Below are 20,118 nucleotides of genomic sequence, written 5' to 3'. Positions count from 1 at the left end.
ATGGGTGCTCTCTGCAGTACCCGTAAAAAGCGTCTGCCCAACGGTGTCAACACTCGTGAGTGAGCCGCGCCGAAAGACGTCACTCCGGCTATTGCACCGCGTATTCTTTTGACGGAAACCGTTGAACGACGCGTATCGAACGCACCGGACACGCCGCGAGTGTCCGAACGCGATACACAACCCTGCTCCCATGGACGACGACTATCTTCCACTCGAGGCATACGGAGTGATCGGCAACAACGACCGCTGTGCGCTCGTCGGGCACAACGGCTCAATCGACTGGTGTTGTTTCCCCCATCTCGAGTCGCCAAGCGTGTTCGCGGCGATACTCGATGCTGATGACGGCGGGCGGTTCGCGATTCGCCCGGCCGAGGAGTACGAGACGACGCAGACCTACGTCGACCGAACGAACGTCCTCGAGACGACGTTCGAAACGGATGGCGGCAGCGTCACTGTAACCGACGTCATGCCCGTTAGCCGCGACAACGCACACGACGAGTCGGTCGACGACGACTCGAGCACGGCGACAGACAGCGAGGCAGATCGCTTCCAACAGGCGATCTACCGCGCCGTCGAGGGCAATACAGGCTCGGTCGACCTCGAGATCGTCTTCGAACCACGCTTCGATTACGGCCGGTCGACCACGGACCTCGAACGCAGTGACGACGGCACGGTGGTCGCCGCCGAGGCGAACGAGACGGGCAACCACAGCGTCAACGGCGACGTAACCGACGAGAACCGGCCCGCCGACGAACAGCGCCACCGCAGCGACGAACAAGGCCAACTCTCGTTACGGACCGAGACGGACCTCGAGTTTGCGATTGACGAAGACGAGACAGTCGCAACGGGGACGATGACCGTCGAAGACGGCGATCAACACTGGTTTCATCTCCAGTACGGCGATCCCGAAACTACACCCGAACCTGACTGCGAGCAGTGTCTCGAGGAGACGATTTCGTACTGGCGACACTGGCTCGAGCGCTGCGAGGAGTCGGCCTCGGACCTCTTTTCGCTCAGAGACGACTGGCACGACGCGCTCGTTCGCTCGACGCTCGTGCTCAAACTCCTGATTCACGACGAAACGGGGTCGATCCCGGCCGCGGCGACGACCTCGCTGCCCGAGGAAATCGGCGGGGAACTCAACTGGGATTATCGATATAACTGGATTCGCGACGCGAAGTTCACGATTCAGGCGCTCCACAACGTCGGCCAATCCGCAGAAGCCCACGAGTACTTCGAGTGGTTCCGAGAGATCGGCCACGAATCCCCCGAGGACATCCGCCCGCTGTACGGCCTTCACGGCGAAACCGACCTCGAGGAAGAACACCTCGAGCATCTCTCGGGCTATCGAGACTCCCAGCCGGTCAGAATCGGCAACGCCGCGGCGGATCAGGTGCAACTCGACATGTACGGCACGGTCGTACAGGGCATCTACGAAACGATCCGCTACCAGGACGGCCTCTCCGACTACGACTGGGAATCGGTTCGCGCCCTGGCGAATCACGTCTGCGACCACTGGGAGGAGCGCGGCAAAGGTATCTGGGAGTTTCGCGACCTCGAGGAGCACTTCGTCCACTCGAAACTGTTGTGTTGGGTTGCCCTCGACCGGGCGATCAGGATGGGCGGTGAGTACGACTACGACGGCCCATTTAAAAAATGGGACCGCGAACGCGAAGCCATCAGGGAGGCAATCGAAGAGCGCGGCTACAACGAGGAGAAAGGAAGTTTCATGCAGTTTTTCGGTGCCGAGGACGCACTCGATGCGACGGCTCTCCTCATCCCACTCTACGACTTCCTGCCCTCCGACGACGAGCGCGTCCAGAACACCATCGATACGATTCTCGAGGAGGCTGCAACCGACGATGGCCTCGTGTTCCGCTTTACCGACAGCCCCGCACGACCGACCGAATCCGGCGGCTTCGTGCTCTGTTCGTGCTGGCTCGTCGACACGCTCGTGCTCTCGAATCGCATCGAGGAAGCGACCGAAATCTTCGATAACCTGCTCGAGTACGCCTCTCCGCTGGGACTCCTTTCGGAGATGATCCACGCCGAAGACGGCACCCTGCTGGGGAATTTCCCGCAGGCTTTCAGCCACATCGGCCTGCTCAACAGCGCGATCTACCTCGCGAGCGCGGACGACGCCGACGAGTTGCCGCCCGAGGAACTCGCTGGCGGCGCTGCGGCACCGCTTTTCACCCAGCACGGCCGGGATTCGGAGGGGCCAGACGAGTAGCGGATCACGGGCTCAGAGCTGCGAATCAGGCACAACAACGCCGCAGAATTAAGTGGCGATTCGTAGAGGAAGCGACCGTGTACGCCCCATCCATTCCAGCCGCAACTCGCTCGAGCCGACAGCCGGGTGATCGCCCGTGACCGACCTCGGCTATCACGTCTCCCACGAACAGTTCGCCCCGAGTGCGGCCCTCGAGTACGCCGAACTCGCCGACGAGGTCGGGTTCGAGCACGCCCTCGCCTCCGATCACTTCCACCCCTGGAGCGAACGGCAAGGCGAGTCGGGACTCGTCTGGTCGTGGCTCGGCTCCGCGCTCGAGGCGACCGACCTCACGTTCGGGACAGTCAACGCGCCGGGCTATCGCTACCACCCCGCAATCATCGCCCAGGGCGCGGCGACGCTGCGGGAGATGTACCCCGAGCGCTTCTGGCTGGCTGTCGGCAGCGGCCAACTGCTGAACGAGGGGATTACCGGCACCGACTGGCCGGTTAAACGCGAACGCAATGCTCGACTCGAGGAGTGTGCCGACGTGATGGGGCGACTCTGGGACGGCGAAGAGGTGACCCATCACGGGCGGATCGACGTCGAACAGGCCCAACTGTACTCCCGGCCTGACACCGCGCCGCCGCTGATCGGCGCGGCGCTCTCCGAGGAAACCGCCGCGTGGCTCGCCGAGTGGGCCGACGGCATGATCACCATCGCCACGCCGGACCACGAGGCCGACGCCGCCCGGGTCGAGGCCTTCCGAGAAAACGCTCCCGAGAAACCGGTCTTTCTCAAAGCCCAACACGCCTACGCCGACAGCGATGAGGCCGCCCTCGAGGGTGCCTACGAGCAGTGGCACACCAACTGCGTGCCCGGCCCGGTCACCCAGGAACTGCGAACGCCCGAGCAGTTCGACGAGCTATCCGAAACCGTCGACGAGGAGCAGGTCGCCGAAAACGTTCGTTGTTCGGCCGCCCTCGAGGACCACATCGAGTGGCTCGAGCACGATGCTTCTCTCGACGTAGAGCGTGTCTTCATCCACAACGTGCCGACGAATCAGACGGACTTTCTCGAGGCGTTCGGTGAGGACGTGTTGCCGGCGCTCGAGTAACAGCACGTCGACGGCTCGGTATCTACAGTAGCCGGACAATCTACGTTCCTGACAGGTGTTTACGGTGTGTCGGAGCGACAATTCAGTCGGTCCAGATTGGTCACTGACCAGCGCTCACGAGATGTGGGAATCAACCGAGTACGTGACAAAAATAGTGATCGGAGTCGAGAGCGACTACCGTTCAGGTGGAGACATGGTCACGCGTCCAGCCAGGGTCGTGGCCGGTGCGGTCTATGAGATCGGACCGACACGCGGGACAGTAGTCGGGAGTGATGGATTCATTTCGGGGAACGTACACCGCGCCGCCACATTTCACGCACGCATCCGCAACGACGGTCGTACAGTCCGTACAGATGCTGAAGTCGTCGGCCGTGAGTTCGCGCAGGGGCTCGAGTTGTTTGTCGAGAAGATACTCGTCGATTACCGTCTGGCAGTTCTGGCACGGTTTCATGTCGATGCATATCATACCTCGTACCCGCCCGGTAAATACCTGCCTCCGAAACCAAACTGACTGCCGAAATCCGAACGAACAGGACGCGAGGCGTAACCGTTCCACGTGTGTATTTAAACAGGAGTCGTGGTACCGCAACCCTCGGAAGGGTTATCAGTCAATGGAGGTAACGTTTGTTTGTAATGGCAAACGGAAAGGTTGATTTCTTCAACGACACTGGCGGCTACGGTTTCATTTCGACTGACGACGGCGACCTCGACGACGACGAAGACGTGTTCTTCCACATGGAGGATGTTGGCGGAGAGGATCTGACGGAAGGGACCGAGGTCGAGTTCGACATCGAGTCCTCACCGAAAGGACCTCGTGCGGCGAACGTCGTCCGACAGTAGTACCGAGACACAGTTGTCGCTCACAGCGACACACAAACTATCGTTTTTTAGCTGATTACACGGCCCAGCTACGGCTCTCTGGACACGGCAGAGACGTGTTCATGAGCAACGCAGTTCCGGATCTCCATCGAACACTCGCTGCACTCGAGAGCGCCTGCGCGTACAGGCCGCCGTGTTTTCCGCCTCTCTGTCGTTAGAACAGACATGACCGGCAAACAGACGTGGGCGATTCCGGAGGGGTACATCCCCGAGGAAAGCACCGGCCCGGAGCCGGAGATGACCAGCCACGAGACGATCTGCGTGCTCAACACGACCGACGAGAAAGCAACCCTCGAGATCACGATCTACTTCCCAGATCAAGATCCGGTCGGTCCCTACGAGAAGACCGTCCCGCCACAGCGAACTCGCCACTTCCGGTTCAACGAGTTCGACGACCCCGAGGAGATCCCGACGGGTGAGCCCTTCGCGAGCGTTCTCGAGTCCACTGTCCCCGTCGTCTGCCAGCACACGCGATTGGATTCTCGCCAGGCCGAAAACGCCCTGCTCTCGACGATGGCATATCCGGCGGCCTCGGAATCGGGTGAGTAGTCGTGGCCCAGGACATTCTGGACGAAGACGACCACGAGGAGGCGGGCTGGGCCAACTGGTCCGGGAGCATCAGTTGTGATCCCGACGAGATCCTCGAGCCCGAAACCGAGTCCGAACTGCAGGATATCGTCCGTCGCTGCGCCGAGGAGGGACGAACCGTCCGCGTCGCCGGCGCGGGCCACTCGTGGACGCCAGTCGTCGAAACAGATGGTGTAATCGTCTCGCTCGCGAATATGACGGGACTCATCGATCACGACGCCGACGCGGGAACGGCGACCCTGTACGCGGGCACGACGCTCGAGGAGGCCGGCACGGAGCTTCACACCCGCGGACTCGCCTTCCCGAATCTCGGCGACGTGTCGATGCAGACCGTCGCGGGCGCGTTCGGCACGGGCACCCACGGCACCGGCCCGGAGTTCGGGAACCTCTCGAGTGTGCTCACCGGCGGGCGGCTGGTCACCGGAACCGGCGAGATTCGAGAGTTTAACGCCGAGGACGACCCGGACCTCCTGCGGGCTGCCAAAGTCTCGCTCGGCACGCTCGGGATCTTCACCGAAATCGAACTCGACCTGCAAGACACCTACAAGGTCCAGCGCCGCGAGTACTGTACGAACTGGCGCGAGTGCAAGGATCACATCCCGACGCTGATCGAGGAGAATCGCAACTTCGATTTCTACTGGTATCCCCGCTCGGACGAGGTCAAACTCCGCCTGCTCAACGGCCCCGGCGGCGGCACCGACCACGCCGACCTCGAGTACGCGACGCTCGTCAAGAATCAGACCGGCTGGTGGCAGGAGGCGATTCCGGCACACGACGACATCGGCCGCGCGTTCGACGAGATGGAGTACGCCGTCGCCCGCGAGGACGGCCTCGAGTGCTTCGAGAAAGCCAGAGAGCGGGTTCGCGAGAACTGGCGCAAAGACGTCGGCTGGCGCATGCTCGTCCGCACCATCGCCGCCGACGACGCCATGCTCTCGACGGAGTACGACCGCGAGGCGATGTCGATTTCGTGCATCCAGAGCGCCGAACTCGAGCACTGGCCCTACTTCACCGATATGGAACCGCTCTTTCGGGAGTACGATGGCCGCCCCCACTGGGGCAAAAAGCACACGCTCCGTGCCGCAGAGTTGGAAGAGCTGTACCCCGAATGGGAGCACTTCCAGGAGATTCGACGCGACCTCGACCCCGAGGGCGTGTTCATGACCGACTACCTCGAGGCCCTGCTCGAGGACGGCTCGAGCGACGAGGTGGTCACGACATGACTGCCGCCGAGGGAGATGGCGATGACGAGGAGCCAATCGGCGAGACCCGCTGGGTGATCCCCGGCGGCCACGTCCCCGTCGACAGCACCGGCCCCGAACCCGAGATGGTCAGCCACGACAAACTCTGCGTGCTCAACACCGGTTCAGAGATGGCCACGCTCGAGGTCACGCTCTCGTACGCCGACGGCCACGAGGCGGGGCCGTACCCGCTGACGGTCGCCGCAGAACGGGTGCGTCACATGCGGATCAACGACCTGATCGACCCGTACGCGCCGCCGCTCGGGCGAGACTATGCCATCGTGGTCGAATCGAACGTCCCCGTCGTCGTCCAGTTCAGTCGCCAAGATACCCGACAGGCCGAAAACGCGACGCTGTCGACGATGGGCTATGGCGAGTAAAGGACCGCAGCGAACGACGGAACGAACGGCTCAGTCTCGGCCGTGTCGGGTCAGACACTTCGGCAGGCCGATCAGTTCCACGGGTTCGGAGTTATCGGGCGAGTAGACGACCATCTGGCCTTTTTCCATGTAGGGGACTTTGGACTCGAGGTTACTGGGAATATTCACGCTCTTGATGGCGTCTTCGTCACCCAAATTCAGGACGACGGTCGTATTAATCTGCTTGAAGACCGCGTCGTCGATGTCCTGGGGGTCCTGCGTGATGAGGAACAGTCCGAGTCGTTCCTTGCGGCCCTGTTTGGCGGCTTCGGTGAACTTTTTGATCACCTTGCCCGCCTGGACGCTGTCGGCGTCGGTGAGGAAGTTGTGGGCCTCGTCCATCCCGAGTACGAGCGGCGTTTCCTTGATCCGGTCATAGCGGGGATCGTTCGACAGTTTCTGATCGATCAGCAGCGAGGAGAGCGCGAGAACGACGGTTTCGGCCGCCCGCGTGTCGTTGATGTGGTAGGTCGGCACGACCGAAAGCCCGCCGGGACGCACGAAGTCGTGAATCAGGTCGGTGATCGGGCGCGCGTCCTGGTCGAAGACGTGTCCGAAGCCGAGCACGCGCCGCCGGACGGCGTCGAACGTTGCCTCGTGGACGCGCCCAGACTCGTCTAACTCCTCGCGCAGTGCGGGGTCGTCGAGGAAGGTCGTGAACTCGTCGTAGGTTGCGTCCCCGCCGTACTGCTTGCGGAATCGCGGCAGGAGGACGCTCACGAGCGCGCCGTACTGGTTGTCGTTCAACCCGCTGCCGGCGACCAGCCACGGGTTCTCGTGAACCATCGCAAACGGAATTGTGAACTCGACTTGCTCCGCGCGGTGGTGGCCCGCCGCGTACGAGGCCGAGCCGACTTTCGGGATAAAGGCCGTCGTGTCGTCGATGCCGCCGTAGGCGACCTCCTCGCGCTCGAGGCGGCGTGCGAACTCGCCGTCCAGATCGGGGTTGTCGTCGTGCATCTGGGCGTACTCGTCCTGTGGGTCGAACTGGACGACCGCCGGCTGGACGGAGCGGCCGTCTTCCATCGGGTACGTCCGCTCCTCAGCGAGATACTGGCGCAGAATGTTCTTCGCACCGTGGGTCTTCCCCGATCCCGTCCCGCCGGCGATCAGAGAGTGGCGAAAGACGAGCGGGTCGCCCGAATCGTAGTCGTCTTTGAGTCGGTAGTCGATGGTCGGCGGCGACGCAGCGGTTCTCACTTTCTCGCCACCAACGGAAAGATGACCCAGGAAGACGCCGTCTTCGGGTATCTTCAGCCCCGTCTTGATCTGCTCGCTGTCGGTTGCCTGCTGGACCACAGTCTGGGGTTTCGGGACGCGGTCGGTCATCCGGCGCTTGAGTTCGCCATCATCATCATAGAGGATTGCAACGGGCTCGAGTTCGGCGACGAACTTGTAATCGGCTTCCTCGACGCCCTCGGTGCGCATCGCGCGTCGGGCGTGGATCTCCGTCGCGTCGTCGGCGTGGTACTGCTGGGCGTACTCGAGGCCGATGATCCGACAGAACAGCGTTTCGCCGTCGTGCCCGCTGGCACGCGCTGGACTGGCAGCGTTCGCTGCCCCGTCGGGATACGGCGCGACGAGGTAGCTCCCGATTCGGATCGACGAGCGGTTCCCGCGCGTGATGTACGCTCGCAGCGTCGTCTCGTCGCCGTCTTCGGCAACGCGAAGTCCCTGAGAGACACAGACGGCACCGATCCCAACGTCGTCGCCGCGGGGTTCGACTGTGGTCGTCTCGAACTCGTCGGTGGTCGACTCCGAATCGGTGGTTGACGGGTCGGATTCGCTCGAGAAGTCGGATTCGGGCGCTGCGTCGGCGTCGTGCTCGCCGAAGTCTCCCAGATCAGTCATATCAGTCCCATCCGGCCCAGTCCCCAAACGCGTTTCCCTCCAGCCGCGGCGAGTGTTCACCGGGCTAGAACGGTACACTGAGGGCGAAAGCGGTTGCTACCTGCGGAAACTCCGGCTACGATCCGGCGCAGTCGGTCACTTGTACGGACCGCCTTAGCTGAAGTCGCGTCGGCCCACCGCACGAACCGCAACAGCGACAACGGCACCGATGACACCAGCACCGAGGACAGACAGCCAGGTCGGCCCGGAGAGCCAAGACACAATCGCCCCAGCTGTCGACTCAGTCGGACTCCCGAACCCCTCCTCGAGTTCGAACTGGCCGGGATCGGGATGCTCGAACTCGCCGGCTGTGTCATCGTTCGTGTCGGCGTCGACCGTGACCGTCGGCGAGTCATCGATGACGGCAATCGGCCAGTCGTTCTCGAGCGACGCCTCACTCGCGCCGAACTCGACTGCGGTTGTTGTCGCTGGCGCATCCTCGGCAACCTGTAGCGTCAGCGTCGCGAGCGTGTCGATGCCGGTCGCGCCGCCGTCTCGCTCTTGCTCGAGGATCACCGTCCCGTTCTCGTGTGCGATTGTGCCTGCCGTGTCGACGTCGGCTCCGTCCTCGCCCTCGAGCCACGGGCCGCGCTCGACGGCCGTCACCTCGAGCACAGCGGGATCGTATTGGCCGACGAGTGTGATTCGCTCGAGGCCGGCGTCGCCGTGGCCACCCTCACTCTGGAGGACGACCTCGAGGTCGAGTGTCTCGCCGGGGGCAACGGTTTGCTCTTCGGGTTCGGCCCAGACGATTGCAACCTGATCGGCAGCACTCACCGGGCCGATACCGGCACCGACGAATGCCACGAGAAGCCCGGCGATCAGTGCTCCGGCGACGACGGCGTCCCGGATCCGACCTGTCGAATCCATTAGCCGATACTCGGCGCTGCGTTCCCTTGAGTGTCTCGAGTGGTGTGTCTCGCTGTCGCAATCACCAGAAGGAATACGAGTCGGAGTCGGGCGGACGCTGGATGGCGATTCGGTGGAACAGAGGGTGCTTATCGGATGAGGGTGATCGACGCCGTCTTTTCGGTCGATACAATCGTGTGTTCCTCGTGGTCGTACTCGATGGCCCCGACATCGTCGAGTGCAGGCAGATGCGAGTGATGCAGCTCGATTTTAGTGTGTTCGACATCCGCCGGGAGCGCTGGCACCTGTCCGGCAAGGGCCGTCGCAATCTCGGCCAGTGACTGCGCCGAGTCGGCGCTCGCAAGCGACTCGAGCAGGTGGAGTCGGCCGGGGTGGACGACACGCTCGAGGAGTTCGTCTTCGTCAGCAGCCGTCTCGAGGAGCGTCGAAAGTGCGGCAGGACAGAGAACGGGGTCCTCGACGAGTTTGACGCCATCGTCGCGATCCCAGTCGAGAAGACCTGCTGCGGCCAGTCGTGGCAGGTGGTTGTGAACGAGCGTGAGACGAACGTTGTGGCGAGCCTCGCCCATCGGTGCATCGACTGTCTCGTGCTCGAGCAGTGCAGTTGTCAGCTCCGTCAGCGAGCACCGCGTGTCTGTCTCGAGATACTCGAGGAGACGAACGCGGCGTGGGTGACGAAGCACGTCATACTGGTCGGTCGGCACGTCGCCGAGTGGGCCGTGTTCGCTTGAACCGCCGAGATGAACGTCCGAACTCATTACTGCTGGCAACGATACCAATGGGGATAAGACCAGTTCCAAAACGATTTGGGTTCGATAGCTGATAGTACTCGCATAATTGAATACTAGGGTTGTCGGCCGCTGATCGAAACCAGTGAATACTGCGTGATGAAGGGTGCTATTCTTGATTTATGATCCTGTTACCTGTCAATGAAAGTGGCACGTGTGGTCATCTGTCCGGTAACTGCCGATGGCAGCGCAGACAGTAGGTGGGGCGCGGCCTTTTTGCATGCACACGCCGTCTCTAGACGTATGCACATAGTACGCGGTCGAGCCGGCGGGACTGAACTCACCGGAACGCTGTACGAACGGGGTGAACAGGCCCCGTCATTCAGCGGTGCGCCGAATCAAGACGCCGCGTACGTCTGGATCTGTGACGAGTTCTACGAAGTCGATAGCGGCGGCTCGGTCCAGCAACTCGAGGACCGCGAGATCAACCTCGCGTTCGAATCACCCCTGCCGCGTGGCTTCGACACGAGAGAGCAAGCCCTCGAGTGTGCCAACGAACACATCCGCACCCAGTTCGCTCGAATCGGCATCGATCCGGGGGACGTCGAACTCGAGGTGGAAACGAAAACCGACACGGAATCGACGAGTGACACGGACGAACAGCCGGTTGAGCGGTAGTGACGCGCCAGAGTTGACCGCTAGTACTGTTCGGCCGGGTCGGCCCACCGATGGTCGTCATAACTGCGGTCCTGACTCGTCTCAAACTGTTCTTCGAACGATTCACAGAGCGAGCGCTTCTCGGGGTTGCGAATGCGAGCGAGTTCGTCCGCCTTGTCGATGATCGTCGGCGGGCCGTGGGCGATTGCCACGTCCTGTAACACCTGCATCGTCAGCGCCTCGCGTGTCTGCTCGTCGCGGGTGAACGCGTAGGGTGCTTCGACTCGATAACACAGATCATCGCGCGGATCGTAGACCACGAAGAAGGTAACTTCGTACTCCTCGAGATCGCGTTTTCGTTCGACGCCGAGTGCATCACCGTTTTGAGACAATACCCCGTCGACGCCGCCGCGAGAGCGGAACCAGTTCGTGTAGGTAAGCGCCGACGTGTCCCGTTCCCAGCGTTTCCCCTCGACGTCGTCGACGTACTCGCCGCGCTCGAGCAGGCGCGTAAAGAGCGCCGCGTCGTTGGCCCAGGGAACGCTGAGTTCGGCCTTGCGCTTCTGTTTGAGCGTGCGTGTAATGACGCCCGTCGCTGGATTTTTCACGAACCCAAACAGCGGCACCTCGCGGTCGACGAACTCCTCGACCAGTCGCACGTAGTTCTCGAGCACGGTCGTTGGCCGCGGATCCTCGATCAGGAAGTCCGCGAGGTCGGGGTGCTGGTCGGCCCAGCGAAGCAGGCCGCGCGGGTACAGTGGCCCATCAAGGACGAGCAGATCCTCGACGTCGTCGGCGTGATCTCGAGCGTGCGTGCTCTCGGCGAGATAGAGTGCGAGCGCGTGGACGACGCCCTCTGCAAAGCGCGGCAGCGGCGGGATTTTCACGGCGCGGCTGCGACTGAACCCCTCGTCGAACTTTCCCCAAGTTTCGTCGACGGTCATCGTCTCGTCGTTCGAGTGAACCGTCGCGACGACGGTTCTCGAGCGATGCAAGTCGAGATTCGAGGGAGTCGCGCTCATCGCTGCCTGTGCGATGTCGATGACCAGCCCATTTTTGAACGTCGTCGGGTTGATCGTTCCCGCGTCGAGGCCGTGTTCGGTCGGAAACTCCCGATCTCGCAGCGCCACGTCCTCACAGTCGACTAATCGGAGCGACTGCTCGCCGATGGGGTCGACGATTGTCCGCCCATCTCGAGCGACGAGCGGGTCGAGAAACTGCTCCCAGACGGTCTTAGCGAACGCGCGGCGATCACTCGCGTCGGCACCGTGGTCGATCCGTCCCGCGAGTTGGGCAATGCCGTCGAAGTGAACCGGATCGAGTGTCATACACACTGGCGCTCAGTCCACTCGCAAAAAGTCAGCGGTCACCGGTCAGTGATCGGTTGTCGTCGCCCGACTCGCCGCGTGCTCACCGCGAGTTGGCGGCTGTTGCCCGCAACTGCTCGATTCGACGCTCGAGCGAGGGGTGATCGACCGCCGCCCCCGCGGCGCTGGCCGAGGACTTCGCGCCCCACTCGAGGACCTCGGCGACCGGCGCAAAGAGCGTGCTTTCGTGGATGCAACCGATGATCCAGACTTGATCGAGCAGCCGAACGGAGAGGTGCCGTTCCGGTCGCGAGACGAGGTCGGTCGCGTACGGCAGGAACGAGACGGCCAGGACGCCGTGATTGCGCGCCCGGGCATCGACGTCGGTCGGCGACCGATCAGAGAGCGTCTCGAGGGCGCTGGCAAGCGGTGCAGCCGTCCCGATCAGTTCGACTGCGCCGCGGTCGGCCGCCAGTTCGCGGTCGCGCGTAAGCGGCGCGGTCACCGCGCCCATCGTCACCTGAAACAGGGCAACGGCGAGGGTGCACAGCCAAAGCGAGAGGACGAGGCCGGCGAAGACGAGGACCGAGAACGACTCGCCGAAAGCGAAAAACGAGATTCCGGCGGCGATTAGCCCGTACGTTGCGAGCACGCCAGCCTCGACGTTGATCGGCTTCGCGCCGAACGTCGGCAACGCCAGCAACAGGAGCTGAAAGAGGACGTTGTTGAGCACGAACACGCCACAGATGACCGTCATCAGCGTACTATCTCGATTACTCGCGTGGGCGAGTTCGTGAGCCAAGACGGCCTCGAGTTCGTCGTCTGCGAGCGCGTCACGAAGCCCCGTCGTCACGACGAGGACGGCGTTGCTCGAGCGGCCGACGAGAAACGAGTTCGGCACCGACGCCTCGGCGACGACGACATCCGGCGCGGGTACGTCGGCCTGTTTCGCAAGCCGTGTGACGCGGGCCTCGAGGTCGGCGTCACGACTGGCCAGATCCTCGTCGAGGAACTCGCGCGGGTCGAGCCAGCGCCTCGAGAGGGAGTACGTGCCGGCGATCAAAAGCGGCGTGAGCACGCCGATCCAGACGAGCCACGGGACGGCGAGCAGGGAGTCAGCAGCCGAGAACCCGAGTCCGGAGAGGAGATGCGAACCGGCGCGAATCGCGGCGGTGATGCCGGCGGCGAGGACCGCGTACGGGCCGAGGATGAGACACAGCCCGAGCGCGAGTCGGAGCTGTAGGCGACGGCCCGGCGAGAGTGTGGGACTCATTGCTGCGTGCATTCGGCGCGGCGCAGTAGAAGGCACCGATACTGCCAGGCGCTGCTTTCCATCTTGCCAGCCACTTCCCCCGATATCGCCAGGCGGTAGCCCTTGTCGCGTGCGCGCTCGAGCGCGGAACAACGACAGCTAGTTAGGAGCGGCAGGCAACCCGTCGCATATGAACGCTGCGCTGATTATCCTCGACGGCTGGGGACTCGGCGACGGGACGAGCAGAGACGCAGTCGCTGCTGCCGAAACGCCAAACTTCGACCGCCTCGCCGCCGCTGGTGCCGAGGGCTCGCTCGAGGTCGCCGGCCGTCGGGTCGGCCTGCCGGACGGACAGATGGGAAACAGCGAGGTCGGCCACCTCAATATCGGGGCCGGCCGCGTCGTCTACCAGGAGTACACCCGCATCGCGGACTCGATTGCGGACGGCTCCTTCCGAGAAAACGACGCGATCAACACCGCGTTTGAGAACGCTCGCGAGAACGGCGGTCGCGTTCACTTCGTCGGTCTCGTCAGTGACGGCGGGGTCCACGCCGATCAGGAACACCTCCACGGGCTGATCGAACTCGCCGCCGACCGCGGCGTCGAGGCCGTCACCCACGCGATTACGGACGGTCGGGACACCTCGCCCACCGGCGGGCGCGAGTACCTCGCCGCCCTCGAGGATGTCGTCGCAGAGAACGGCACGGGCCACGTCGCGACCGTCTCCGGACGCTACTTCGCGATGGACCGCGATCAGAACTGGGAGCGGACGAAACGCGCCTACGACGCCATCGTCGAGCGCGAGGCGAAGTACGAAGCAGACTCCGGACTCGAGGCCGTCGAAGCCGCCTACGAGCGCGACGAGACCGACGAGTTCGTCGAGCCGACGACGGTTCGCGGCCAGCCAGCGCTGCAAGATGGCGATTCAGTCGTCTGGTTCAACTTCCGCTCCGACCGCGCGCGCCAGCTCACCCGGATGCTGGCGGATATTCGGCCCGAAGACTGGGCTGACGCCCTCGAGACCGAACCGCCGGAGGCGGAGGTCGTGATGATGACCCAGTACGACAAGACGTTCGACCTGCCGATTGCGTACCCGCCGAACCAGCCCGAGAACGTGCTGGGCGAGGTGCTCTCCGACGCGGGTAAAACGCAGCTTCGGATCGCCGAATCCGAAAAGTACGCCCACGTGACCTACTTCCTCAATGGCGGCCGCGAGATCGAGTTCGACGGCGAGAACCGCGAAATCGTCGAGAGTCCGGACGTACCAACCTACGACCGCCAGCCGGAGATGAGCGCCCCCGAGGTGACGGACACGGCACTCGAGCACATCGAATCCGACGACCCGGATACGCTCGTGCTCAACTACGCCAACCCCGACATGGTCGGCCACACCGGCGACTACGAGGCTGCAATCGAGGCTGTCGAAGCCGTCGACACCCAGTTGAGTCGGCTCGTCGACGCACTCGAGGAGGCAGGCTCACACGTCCTCATCACCGCGGATCACGGCAACGCAGACAATATGGGGACCGAGGAGAATCCACACACGGCGCACACGTACAACGACGTGCCGCTTCTCTACCTCGCTCCCGACGGCACTGACGGCGGCCGAACGATCCGCGAGGGCGGCACCCTGGCGGATATTGCGCCGACGATGCTCGAGTTGCTCGACCTCGAGCAGCCGCCGGAGATGACTGGGGAACTGCTGCTCGAGTAGCTCAAGAGGGTGGGGTGCTACTCGCTGTACAAAATCTTAATTCATACTACGCGTTAAATATCCTTCAGCGTTGTGGTATTTATAGACGCTGTCGTTAGCGCTTCTATCCTACGTATTCGATGGATAAACGGGTTACAATGACACGAGATCTGTTTCCCGAACGCATCGAAACGAGCCGGCTCGTCTTCGAACGGATGAGTCACGACACTGTAGACCCCTTCGAGCTCTACGAGTTCGTGAGACGAGACGAGTGGCACGGAGAGACGACCGAACACATGCCGTGGTTTCGACTGGACCGACTCGACCAGGTGGCCGCCTTTCTCGACAGGGCGGAGCAAATGCGAGCTGACCACGAGGGCGCTCGGTATCTGCTGCGGACGAACGACGAGGAGAGGGTAATCGTCGGCACCACGGCCTACAAACCCGAGTGGGAGCAACGGCGCGCGGGCTCGGACATCGTCCTCGCGAAACGCTACTGGGGCCGGGAGTACGGCCTCGAGCGGGCGTCGGTGTTTATCGAGTTGACGTTCGAGCGGTACGATCTCGAGGCCTACTGTACGAGCTGTGCCGCGGACAACGAGCAGTCCCGTCGCATGATCGAGAAATGCATCGACAGGTACGGCGGCCGCCACGAGGGGCTGGTACGACAGCACGGGTCGGCGCACCCAAACGGCGACGTGACCGACCAGCACCGATTCTCGATCACCCGGGAGGAGTACGAGAGCGAAACGGAAGACCGTGAAACGATAGCGTTCGAGATGGACTGGTAGCTCCGCTCTGTCCGCGGTAGAACTATTCCAACAGAAGCCGACGGAATCGAACACGTCCTACCGAAAATCGTCGATCTCGAGTACCAGAACACCGGAGATGACCGGCGAACTGCTACTCGAGGAGCAGGACTAAACACCGATTACACTACCAGCCGGTGGCAAGTGTCGCCAACACTTATGCTGTTCTGATGTGTGGTGATCGATCACATGAGCGACGACTCCGAGGAGCCAACGCGCGAGTTTGCCACGAATAGCATTCACGCGGGCCAAGAGCCCGACCCGACGACCGGCGCGCGTGCGCCGCCGCTGTATCAGACCACGTCCTATCAATTCGAGGATACCGAGCACGCGGCCGCGCTGTTCGGCTTAGAGGAAACCGGGAACATCTACTCGCGGATTATGAACCCGACGAACGCGATGTTAGAAGAGCGCATCGCGACGCTCGAGGGCGGGGTCGCCGCGTTAGCCACCTCCTCAGGGATGGCCGCGTTCGACCTCGCGACGTTCATTTTGGCGGACGTGGGCGACAACATCGTCTCCTCGTCATCGCTGTATGGCGGCACGTACACCTACCTCACCCATACCGTCGAAAAGCGTGGCGTCGAGACGAAGTTCGTCGACACACTCGAGTACGACGCCTACGAGGCGGCCATCGACGACGACACCGCCTTTGTCCACTTAGAGACCATCGGCAACCCCGCGCTCGTCACTCCTGACCTCGAGCGCATCGCGGATATCGCCCACGACCACAACGTGCCGCTGTTCGTCGACAACACGTTCGCAACGCCGTATCTGTGCCGCCCGCTCGAGCACGGCGCGGATCTCGTCTGGCACTCAACCACGAAGTGGCTCCACGGCGCTGGTTCGACCGTCGGCGGCGTGCTGGTCGATGGGGGCTCATTCAACTGGGACGAGGGCGACTATCCCGAGATCACGGAGCCGAATCCGGCGTACCACGGGATCAACTTCGACGAAACGTTCGGCGACATGGCATTCTCCGTCGTCGCCCGCACGCGTGGCCTGCGCGATTTGGGCAACCAGCAGTCGCCCTTCGACGCCTGGGTCACACTCCAGAAACTCGAGTCGCTGCCACTCCGGATGGACAAACACTGCGAGAACGCGCTGGTCGTTGCCGAGTATCTCGAGGATCACGACAAGGTGTCATGGGTCACCTATCCTGGTCTCGAGAGTCACGAGACGCACGACGAAGCCAGCGAGTACCTCGACGGCGGGTATGGCGGCATGATCACGTTCGGACTCGAGGGCGGCTACGACGCCGCGGAGACGGTCTGTAACGAGGTCGACCTGTTCAGCCTGCTGGCGAACGTCGGCGACGCGAAGTCGCTGATCATCCACCCCGCGAGTACGACCCACCAGCAACTCTCCGAGGAGGAAAAACTCGCAAGCGGCGTCAGCAACGACCTGGTGCGACTCTCCGTCGGCATCGAGGATCCTGCTGACGTCATTGCAGATCTCGAGGACGCGCTCGAGCAGACGTAGCGGGACGCTTGTCGGTTGGTTTTTCGGTTTGTTTCAGTGGGGTACCACCAGCCCCCGTGATTAAGGCGGTTGGCTTCGATGGAGCCAGTATGGCCACAGGGCTTCTCACGTCCGAGCGGGCTGAACAGATCGTCACGACCTGTCGAACGGCCGTCGGCGACAGTCTCCGGTCGATCACGTACTTTACGCGTGATGACTTTGAGCAAGTGTACCTGCGCGAGGACCTCGAGCGAGATGCCGACCTCTCGACGTTTATCGGCCATGAGTGGCGCGGGTTCAAAACGGCTCAGACTGCCTACGAAGGCTCCGAACTGGGCGATTACAACTACACGATTCGGGTGTTCGACAACGGGTTCTTGGTTCGCGTCACCACCGACACCGATGGCGTGTTCGTGACGACTGATGGACTGACGATGAAAGATTTCGAAGAAGTGGCAACTGCGATCCGGGTGTTCCTCACCGAACGCGACGACCCCGACGCCTAAGGGGAATGGGGACACCGGAGTGTATTGGGTCTCGAGAACGCAGCAACAATACTCGAATGTGTCGTTCGGAGCGAACGGACAATCAGTCAGCGCCGAGCGATTGTGTCTCGTCAGGATCGAGGTCGGTTTCAGGGCACTCAGTATCAGTCGGCAACGCGTCAGTAGCCGGTGTCGTCGTTGTAGAATCAGACCGTGGTGACGATCCATGATCACGAGATCCATGCTGTCGGTCGCCCTCAGAAGCCGTCACCGGAAGTCCAGAACCGAGTTCGCCATCAACACCGAGAAGACGAGCAAATCGACGTCGTTCAGCGGCGTGTCTATCGAGCGTCATACCAACGAAACACGTCGGTATCGGTTGTAGTAATGGGGTGCATTTGCCACCGAAACCGGCGACTTCTCTCCAGCAAATCGGTGAAACGATTGCCCAGACACGATTCCCGGTCGCCGGTTTCCGTTTCGACACGTCACTGTCCGGGCCTCAGTGGACACCCAGACACCAACAGCGTAACTCCCTTTTCCGTCACGCCCGTTGCATCAATAATGACTGCCTTTCCCGACCCCGTTGCCCGCGAACTCGAGGCCCATGACGCGTTCGAACCGGCCGACAACGATACCTACCGACTCACGACCACCGTCTTCGAGGCGACCGTCATCGCGAGCGACGCCGAGGGCAAACGCGACGGCGAGTTTACTGTTACCGTCTCCCTCCCGACACTCGATGCCGCCGTCGCCAACGAAGCCGTCGCCAGCGTCGTCGAAGATGGCTGGTTCGAAACCCTCGAGCGCCGCCTCGAGGATGTCTTTTCCGTCGCACACACGGGTACACACGACGATCCTATCGTCGAACGCGACACCGAGTCGGTCACGGTCACGCTCGAGTATCTCGCTTGGGACGCTGCGGAGGGCGTCGAAGACGCCAAAGCCCTGATCGAGTTCGTCGAGGGCACCTACGCACAGGGGATCATCCCTGGATACAAGTATCGGGGGGCGGCGGCGACCTTGCTCGAGAACGCACAGACGCAGGGCCAGGACGCCGCTGAGGGCGACGATCCGAACGGCGCTGGCGGGATGCCGATGTAGTCCGCGTCGGCGGCTTAATCCATCGCGATGTACGTTTTCGTCTCGGTCACCCCCTCGAGACCCTGAATGTTCGAGGAGACGGTCTCGAGGATGTCGTACACTTCCTCGGCGTCGACTTCGACGATGATGTCGTAGGTGCCGGCGACGATGTGGGCGTCGGTGGCACGCTCGAAGTCCCTGATATCGGCGAGGAGGTCTTCAGACTTACCAGCGGCCGTCTTGACCATGATGAACGCGTGTACCATTTGGTGTGTGGTACTTCGTGACACGACTAAAACGTTTGCACGGCTGGGGCGTGTCGGAGAGTCGAAGTCAAGCACCCAATTTTCCGCATGGTACGGTAACGCAGGGCAAACTTATTGACGGGGGCGAGCGTAGCAGCGGGTATGCGGTTCGTGATCATTGGCGCTGGACGAGTCGGGCTACGAACAGCGCGCGTCTTGCGCGAGGAAGGCCACGACGTGGCGCTCATCGAGCGTGATGAGGCCAAAATCAGGCGTGCTCGCTCAGAGGAGTTCACCGTCGTCGAGGGCGATGGCTCCCGCGAGGACCGCCTCGAGGAGGCTGGCGTCACCGACGCTGATGCAGTGGGCGCACTGACTGGTAATCTGAACGCCAACTTCACCGCGTGTATGATCGCGAACCACTATGGCTGTCGAACCGTGATGCGAATCGACGAGGCCTACCGCGAAGGCATCTACCGCAAGTACGCTGCAGAGGTCGACGAAATCATCTATCCCGAACGACTGGGCGCAATCGGTGCGAAAAACGCCCTGCTCGGCGGGACAATCCGCGCTATCGCAGATATCGCCCAGCACCTGCAAGTCGTCGAACTGACGATCACAGACGACGCGCCGATCAACGGCTACACGATCACCGAACTCGAGTTGCCCGCCGATGCGCGGGTGCTCGCGTTCGGCAAGCGCGAGGCGGAACTTGCCTTGCCAACGGAAGATGAATCGCTCGAGGTGGGCGACCGACTCGTCGTACTGGCCGATTTCGCTGTCTTGAGCGAGGTGCGCCAGTTACTGGTTGGCGAGTCGGCGAACGAGGCAGCGACAAACGCTGCGTTGCAGGCGGATGCGGACGCGGAGACGGACCAATCAGATCGTGATGCGGAACACGCAAACGAGGGTGTCAACTAATGGTCACAGCATTTGTCATGATCAAGGCGAATACGGGCGAGGCGGATCGACTGCGAGACGAAATCAAGGGCATCGATGGTGTTGACTCGGCACATATCGTTGCCGGCGATGTCGACATCATCGCGAAAGCGCGCGTCGAGACGCCTGCAGCGGTCAAGGAGATCGCCGCAACCCGAATTCAGGGGATCAAAGGCATCGAGGACACGCAGACGTACATCGCGATGGACTAACGCCCACGTTCTGCGCCGTTTTCAGAGAGTC

Annotated in this window: 22 protein-coding genes; 14 read left to right on the top strand and 8 right to left on the bottom strand. The window is 62.4% G+C overall.

Annotation, left to right across the window (positions count from 1 at the left end):
* The first annotated feature begins 190 nt into the window (after window positions 1–190).
* On the top strand, window positions 191–2,233 hold the full coding sequence (locus B2G88_RS16055) for a glycoside hydrolase family 15 protein (RefSeq protein WP_054863581.1): 2,043 nt from the start codon (window positions 191–193) through the stop codon (window positions 2,231–2,233).
* A gap of 136 nt (window positions 2,234–2,369) precedes the next feature.
* The gene (locus tag B2G88_RS16050; protein ID WP_087715322.1) at window positions 2,370–3,329 is read left to right on the top strand and encodes a TIGR03885 family FMN-dependent LLM class oxidoreductase; all 960 of its coding nucleotides are present in this window, start codon (window positions 2,370–2,372) and stop codon (window positions 3,327–3,329) included.
* A 181-nt stretch (window positions 3,330–3,510) separates the two neighbouring features.
* On the opposite strand, the gene B2G88_RS16045 is transcribed toward B2G88_RS16050, so the two are convergent.
* Complete coding sequence (locus B2G88_RS16045) at window positions 3,511–3,780, bottom strand: DUF7571 family protein (protein ID WP_054863580.1); 270 nt, start codon at window positions 3,778–3,780, stop codon at window positions 3,511–3,513.
* A gap of 182 nt (window positions 3,781–3,962) precedes the next feature.
* Between B2G88_RS16045 and B2G88_RS16040 the strand changes: the two genes are divergently transcribed.
* The 4 genes from B2G88_RS16040 to B2G88_RS16025 all read left to right on the top strand — a co-directional run bounded on the left by B2G88_RS16040 (window position 3,963) and on the right by B2G88_RS16025 (window position 6,417).
* Window positions 3,963–4,169 carry a cold-shock protein gene (locus tag B2G88_RS16040; protein ID WP_008418277.1) on the top strand — a complete coding sequence of 69 codons (207 nt, stop codon included), beginning with the start codon at window positions 3,963–3,965 and terminating at the stop codon, window positions 4,167–4,169.
* A 204-nt stretch (window positions 4,170–4,373) separates the two neighbouring features.
* A complete protein-coding gene (locus B2G88_RS16035) occupies window positions 4,374–4,757 on the top strand; it encodes a sensory rhodopsin transducer (protein ID WP_087715321.1) in 384 nt (127 codons plus the stop codon).
* Between the two features lie 2 nt (window positions 4,758–4,759).
* On the top strand, window positions 4,760–6,019 hold the full coding sequence (locus tag B2G88_RS16030; RefSeq protein ID WP_087715320.1) for a D-arabinono-1,4-lactone oxidase: 1,260 nt from the start codon (window positions 4,760–4,762) through the stop codon (window positions 6,017–6,019).
* Window positions 6,016–6,417 (top strand): sensory rhodopsin transducer, encoded by a 402-nt coding sequence (locus tag B2G88_RS16025; RefSeq protein WP_087715319.1) that lies wholly within the window; start codon window positions 6,016–6,018, stop codon window positions 6,415–6,417. Before B2G88_RS16030 ends, B2G88_RS16025 begins: the two co-directional genes overlap by 4 nt.
* A gap of 30 nt (window positions 6,418–6,447) precedes the next feature.
* Here B2G88_RS16025 and B2G88_RS16020 read toward each other — a convergent pair whose 3' ends face one another.
* The 3 genes from B2G88_RS16020 to B2G88_RS16010 form a co-directional block, all read right to left on the bottom strand.
* Complete coding sequence (locus B2G88_RS16020; protein ID WP_087715318.1) at window positions 6,448–8,307, bottom strand: ATP-binding protein; 1,860 nt, start codon at window positions 8,305–8,307, stop codon at window positions 6,448–6,450.
* 153 nt (window positions 8,308–8,460) lie between these two features.
* Window positions 8,461–9,216, bottom strand: coding sequence for a cohesin domain-containing protein (locus tag B2G88_RS16015; RefSeq protein ID WP_054863579.1), 756 nt, complete (start codon window positions 9,214–9,216; stop codon window positions 8,461–8,463).
* 128 nt (window positions 9,217–9,344) lie between these two features.
* Window positions 9,345–9,974 carry a DUF7344 domain-containing protein gene (locus B2G88_RS16010; RefSeq protein WP_054863578.1) on the bottom strand — a complete coding sequence of 210 codons (630 nt, stop codon included), beginning with the start codon at window positions 9,972–9,974 and terminating at the stop codon, window positions 9,345–9,347.
* Window positions 9,975–10,247: 273 nt separating this feature from the next.
* Here B2G88_RS16010 and B2G88_RS16005 point away from each other — a divergent pair, with 273 nt between their 5' ends.
* A complete protein-coding gene (locus tag B2G88_RS16005; RefSeq protein WP_054863577.1) occupies window positions 10,248–10,622 on the top strand; it encodes a DUF7113 family protein in 375 nt (124 codons plus the stop codon).
* Window positions 10,623–10,642: 20 nt separating this feature from the next.
* Here the strand turns inward: B2G88_RS16005 and B2G88_RS16000 are convergent, their stop codons facing one another.
* Window positions 10,643–11,929 (bottom strand): DNA double-strand break repair nuclease NurA, encoded by a 1,287-nt coding sequence (locus tag B2G88_RS16000; RefSeq protein ID WP_087715317.1) that lies wholly within the window; start codon window positions 11,927–11,929, stop codon window positions 10,643–10,645.
* Window positions 11,930–12,011: 82 nt separating this feature from the next.
* Window positions 12,012–12,986, bottom strand: coding sequence for a M48 family metallopeptidase (locus B2G88_RS15995; RefSeq protein WP_394335714.1), 975 nt, complete (start codon window positions 12,984–12,986; stop codon window positions 12,012–12,014).
* Between the two features lie 364 nt (window positions 12,987–13,350).
* Between B2G88_RS15995 and gpmI the strand changes: the two genes are divergently transcribed.
* The 4 genes from gpmI to B2G88_RS15975 all read left to right on the top strand — a co-directional run bounded on the left by gpmI (window position 13,351) and on the right by B2G88_RS15975 (window position 17,629).
* On the top strand, window positions 13,351–14,874 hold the full coding sequence (gene gpmI, locus B2G88_RS15990; RefSeq protein ID WP_087715315.1) for a 2,3-bisphosphoglycerate-independent phosphoglycerate mutase: 1,524 nt from the start codon (window positions 13,351–13,353) through the stop codon (window positions 14,872–14,874).
* Window positions 14,875–15,011: 137 nt separating this feature from the next.
* Window positions 15,012–15,644 (top strand): GNAT family N-acetyltransferase, encoded by a 633-nt coding sequence (locus B2G88_RS15985; RefSeq protein WP_087715314.1) that lies wholly within the window; start codon window positions 15,012–15,014, stop codon window positions 15,642–15,644.
* Window positions 15,645–15,851: 207 nt separating this feature from the next.
* Window positions 15,852–17,144 carry an O-acetylhomoserine aminocarboxypropyltransferase/cysteine synthase family protein gene (locus B2G88_RS15980; RefSeq protein WP_087715313.1) on the top strand — a complete coding sequence of 431 codons (1,293 nt, stop codon included), beginning with the start codon at window positions 15,852–15,854 and terminating at the stop codon, window positions 17,142–17,144.
* 89 nt (window positions 17,145–17,233) lie between these two features.
* On the top strand, window positions 17,234–17,629 hold the full coding sequence (locus B2G88_RS15975; RefSeq protein WP_054863574.1) for a DUF7522 family protein: 396 nt from the start codon (window positions 17,234–17,236) through the stop codon (window positions 17,627–17,629).
* 82 nt (window positions 17,630–17,711) lie between these two features.
* Here the strand turns inward: B2G88_RS15975 and B2G88_RS15970 are convergent, their stop codons facing one another.
* Entirely contained in the window at window positions 17,712–17,963 is a 252-nt protein-coding gene (locus B2G88_RS15970; RefSeq protein ID WP_054863573.1) for a hypothetical protein, read from the bottom strand.
* Window positions 17,964–18,172: 209 nt separating this feature from the next.
* Between B2G88_RS15970 and B2G88_RS15965 the strand changes: the two genes are divergently transcribed.
* Window positions 18,173–18,712 (top strand): DUF5813 family protein, encoded by a 540-nt coding sequence (locus B2G88_RS15965; RefSeq protein WP_087715312.1) that lies wholly within the window; start codon window positions 18,173–18,175, stop codon window positions 18,710–18,712.
* Between the two features lie 14 nt (window positions 18,713–18,726).
* Here the strand turns inward: B2G88_RS15965 and B2G88_RS15960 are convergent, their stop codons facing one another.
* Window positions 18,727–18,957 (bottom strand): Lrp/AsnC ligand binding domain-containing protein, encoded by a 231-nt coding sequence (locus tag B2G88_RS15960; protein ID WP_087715311.1) that lies wholly within the window; start codon window positions 18,955–18,957, stop codon window positions 18,727–18,729.
* A 141-nt stretch (window positions 18,958–19,098) separates the two neighbouring features.
* Between B2G88_RS15960 and B2G88_RS15955 the strand changes: the two genes are divergently transcribed.
* Complete coding sequence (locus B2G88_RS15955; RefSeq protein WP_054863572.1) at window positions 19,099–19,857, top strand: potassium channel family protein; 759 nt, start codon at window positions 19,099–19,101, stop codon at window positions 19,855–19,857.
* Window positions 19,857–20,087 carry an Lrp/AsnC family transcriptional regulator gene (locus tag B2G88_RS15950; RefSeq protein WP_054863571.1) on the top strand — a complete coding sequence of 77 codons (231 nt, stop codon included), beginning with the start codon at window positions 19,857–19,859 and terminating at the stop codon, window positions 20,085–20,087. Before B2G88_RS15955 ends, B2G88_RS15950 begins: the two co-directional genes overlap by 1 nt.
* Window positions 20,088–20,118: the final 31 nt, after the last annotated feature.

Source organism: Natronolimnobius baerhuensis, assembly GCF_002177135.1.
GTDB classification, from domain to species: Archaea; Halobacteriota; Halobacteria; order Halobacteriales; family Natrialbaceae; genus Natronolimnobius; species Natronolimnobius baerhuensis.
The sequence above is the reverse complement of the archived record's forward strand: the minus strand, read 5'-3'. Positions and strand labels throughout refer to the sequence as shown.

Excerpts from the sequence above, each read along its gene's own strand:
- B2G88_RS16055 (WP_054863581.1), top strand. The coding sequence starts at position 191 with ATGGACGACGACTATCTTCCACTCGAGGCATACGGAGTGATCGGCAAC.
- B2G88_RS16045 (WP_054863580.1), bottom strand. The coding sequence starts at position 3,780 with ATGAAACCGTGCCAGAACTGCCAGACGGTAATCGACGAGTATCTTCTC.
- B2G88_RS16040 (WP_008418277.1), top strand. The coding sequence starts at position 3,963 with ATGGCAAACGGAAAGGTTGATTTCTTCAACGACACTGGCGGCTACGGT.
- B2G88_RS16035 (WP_087715321.1), top strand. The coding sequence starts at position 4,374 with ATGACCGGCAAACAGACGTGGGCGATTCCGGAGGGGTACATCCCCGAG.
- B2G88_RS16025 (WP_087715319.1), top strand. The coding sequence starts at position 6,016 with ATGACTGCCGCCGAGGGAGATGGCGATGACGAGGAGCCAATCGGCGAG.
- B2G88_RS16020 (WP_087715318.1), bottom strand. The coding sequence starts at position 8,307 with ATGACTGATCTGGGAGACTTCGGCGAGCACGACGCCGACGCAGCGCCC.
- B2G88_RS16015 (WP_054863579.1), bottom strand. The coding sequence starts at position 9,216 with ATGGATTCGACAGGTCGGATCCGGGACGCCGTCGTCGCCGGAGCACTG.
- B2G88_RS16010 (WP_054863578.1), bottom strand. The coding sequence starts at position 9,974 with ATGAGTTCGGACGTTCATCTCGGCGGTTCAAGCGAACACGGCCCACTC.
- B2G88_RS16005 (WP_054863577.1), top strand. The coding sequence starts at position 10,248 with ATGCACATAGTACGCGGTCGAGCCGGCGGGACTGAACTCACCGGAACG.
- B2G88_RS16000 (WP_087715317.1), bottom strand. The coding sequence starts at position 11,929 with ATGACACTCGATCCGGTTCACTTCGACGGCATTGCCCAACTCGCGGGA.
- gpmI (WP_087715315.1), top strand. The coding sequence starts at position 13,351 with ATGAACGCTGCGCTGATTATCCTCGACGGCTGGGGACTCGGCGACGGG.
- B2G88_RS15985 (WP_087715314.1), top strand. The coding sequence starts at position 15,012 with ATGACACGAGATCTGTTTCCCGAACGCATCGAAACGAGCCGGCTCGTC.
- B2G88_RS15980 (WP_087715313.1), top strand. The coding sequence starts at position 15,852 with ATGAGCGACGACTCCGAGGAGCCAACGCGCGAGTTTGCCACGAATAGC.
- B2G88_RS15975 (WP_054863574.1), top strand. The coding sequence starts at position 17,234 with ATGGCCACAGGGCTTCTCACGTCCGAGCGGGCTGAACAGATCGTCACG.
- B2G88_RS15970 (WP_054863573.1), bottom strand. The coding sequence starts at position 17,963 with ATGACGCTCGATAGACACGCCGCTGAACGACGTCGATTTGCTCGTCTT.
- B2G88_RS15965 (WP_087715312.1), top strand. The coding sequence starts at position 18,173 with ATGACTGCCTTTCCCGACCCCGTTGCCCGCGAACTCGAGGCCCATGAC.
- B2G88_RS15960 (WP_087715311.1), bottom strand. The coding sequence starts at position 18,957 with ATGGTACACGCGTTCATCATGGTCAAGACGGCCGCTGGTAAGTCTGAA.
- B2G88_RS15955 (WP_054863572.1), top strand. The coding sequence starts at position 19,099 with ATGCGGTTCGTGATCATTGGCGCTGGACGAGTCGGGCTACGAACAGCG.
- B2G88_RS15950 (WP_054863571.1), top strand. The coding sequence starts at position 19,857 with ATGGTCACAGCATTTGTCATGATCAAGGCGAATACGGGCGAGGCGGAT.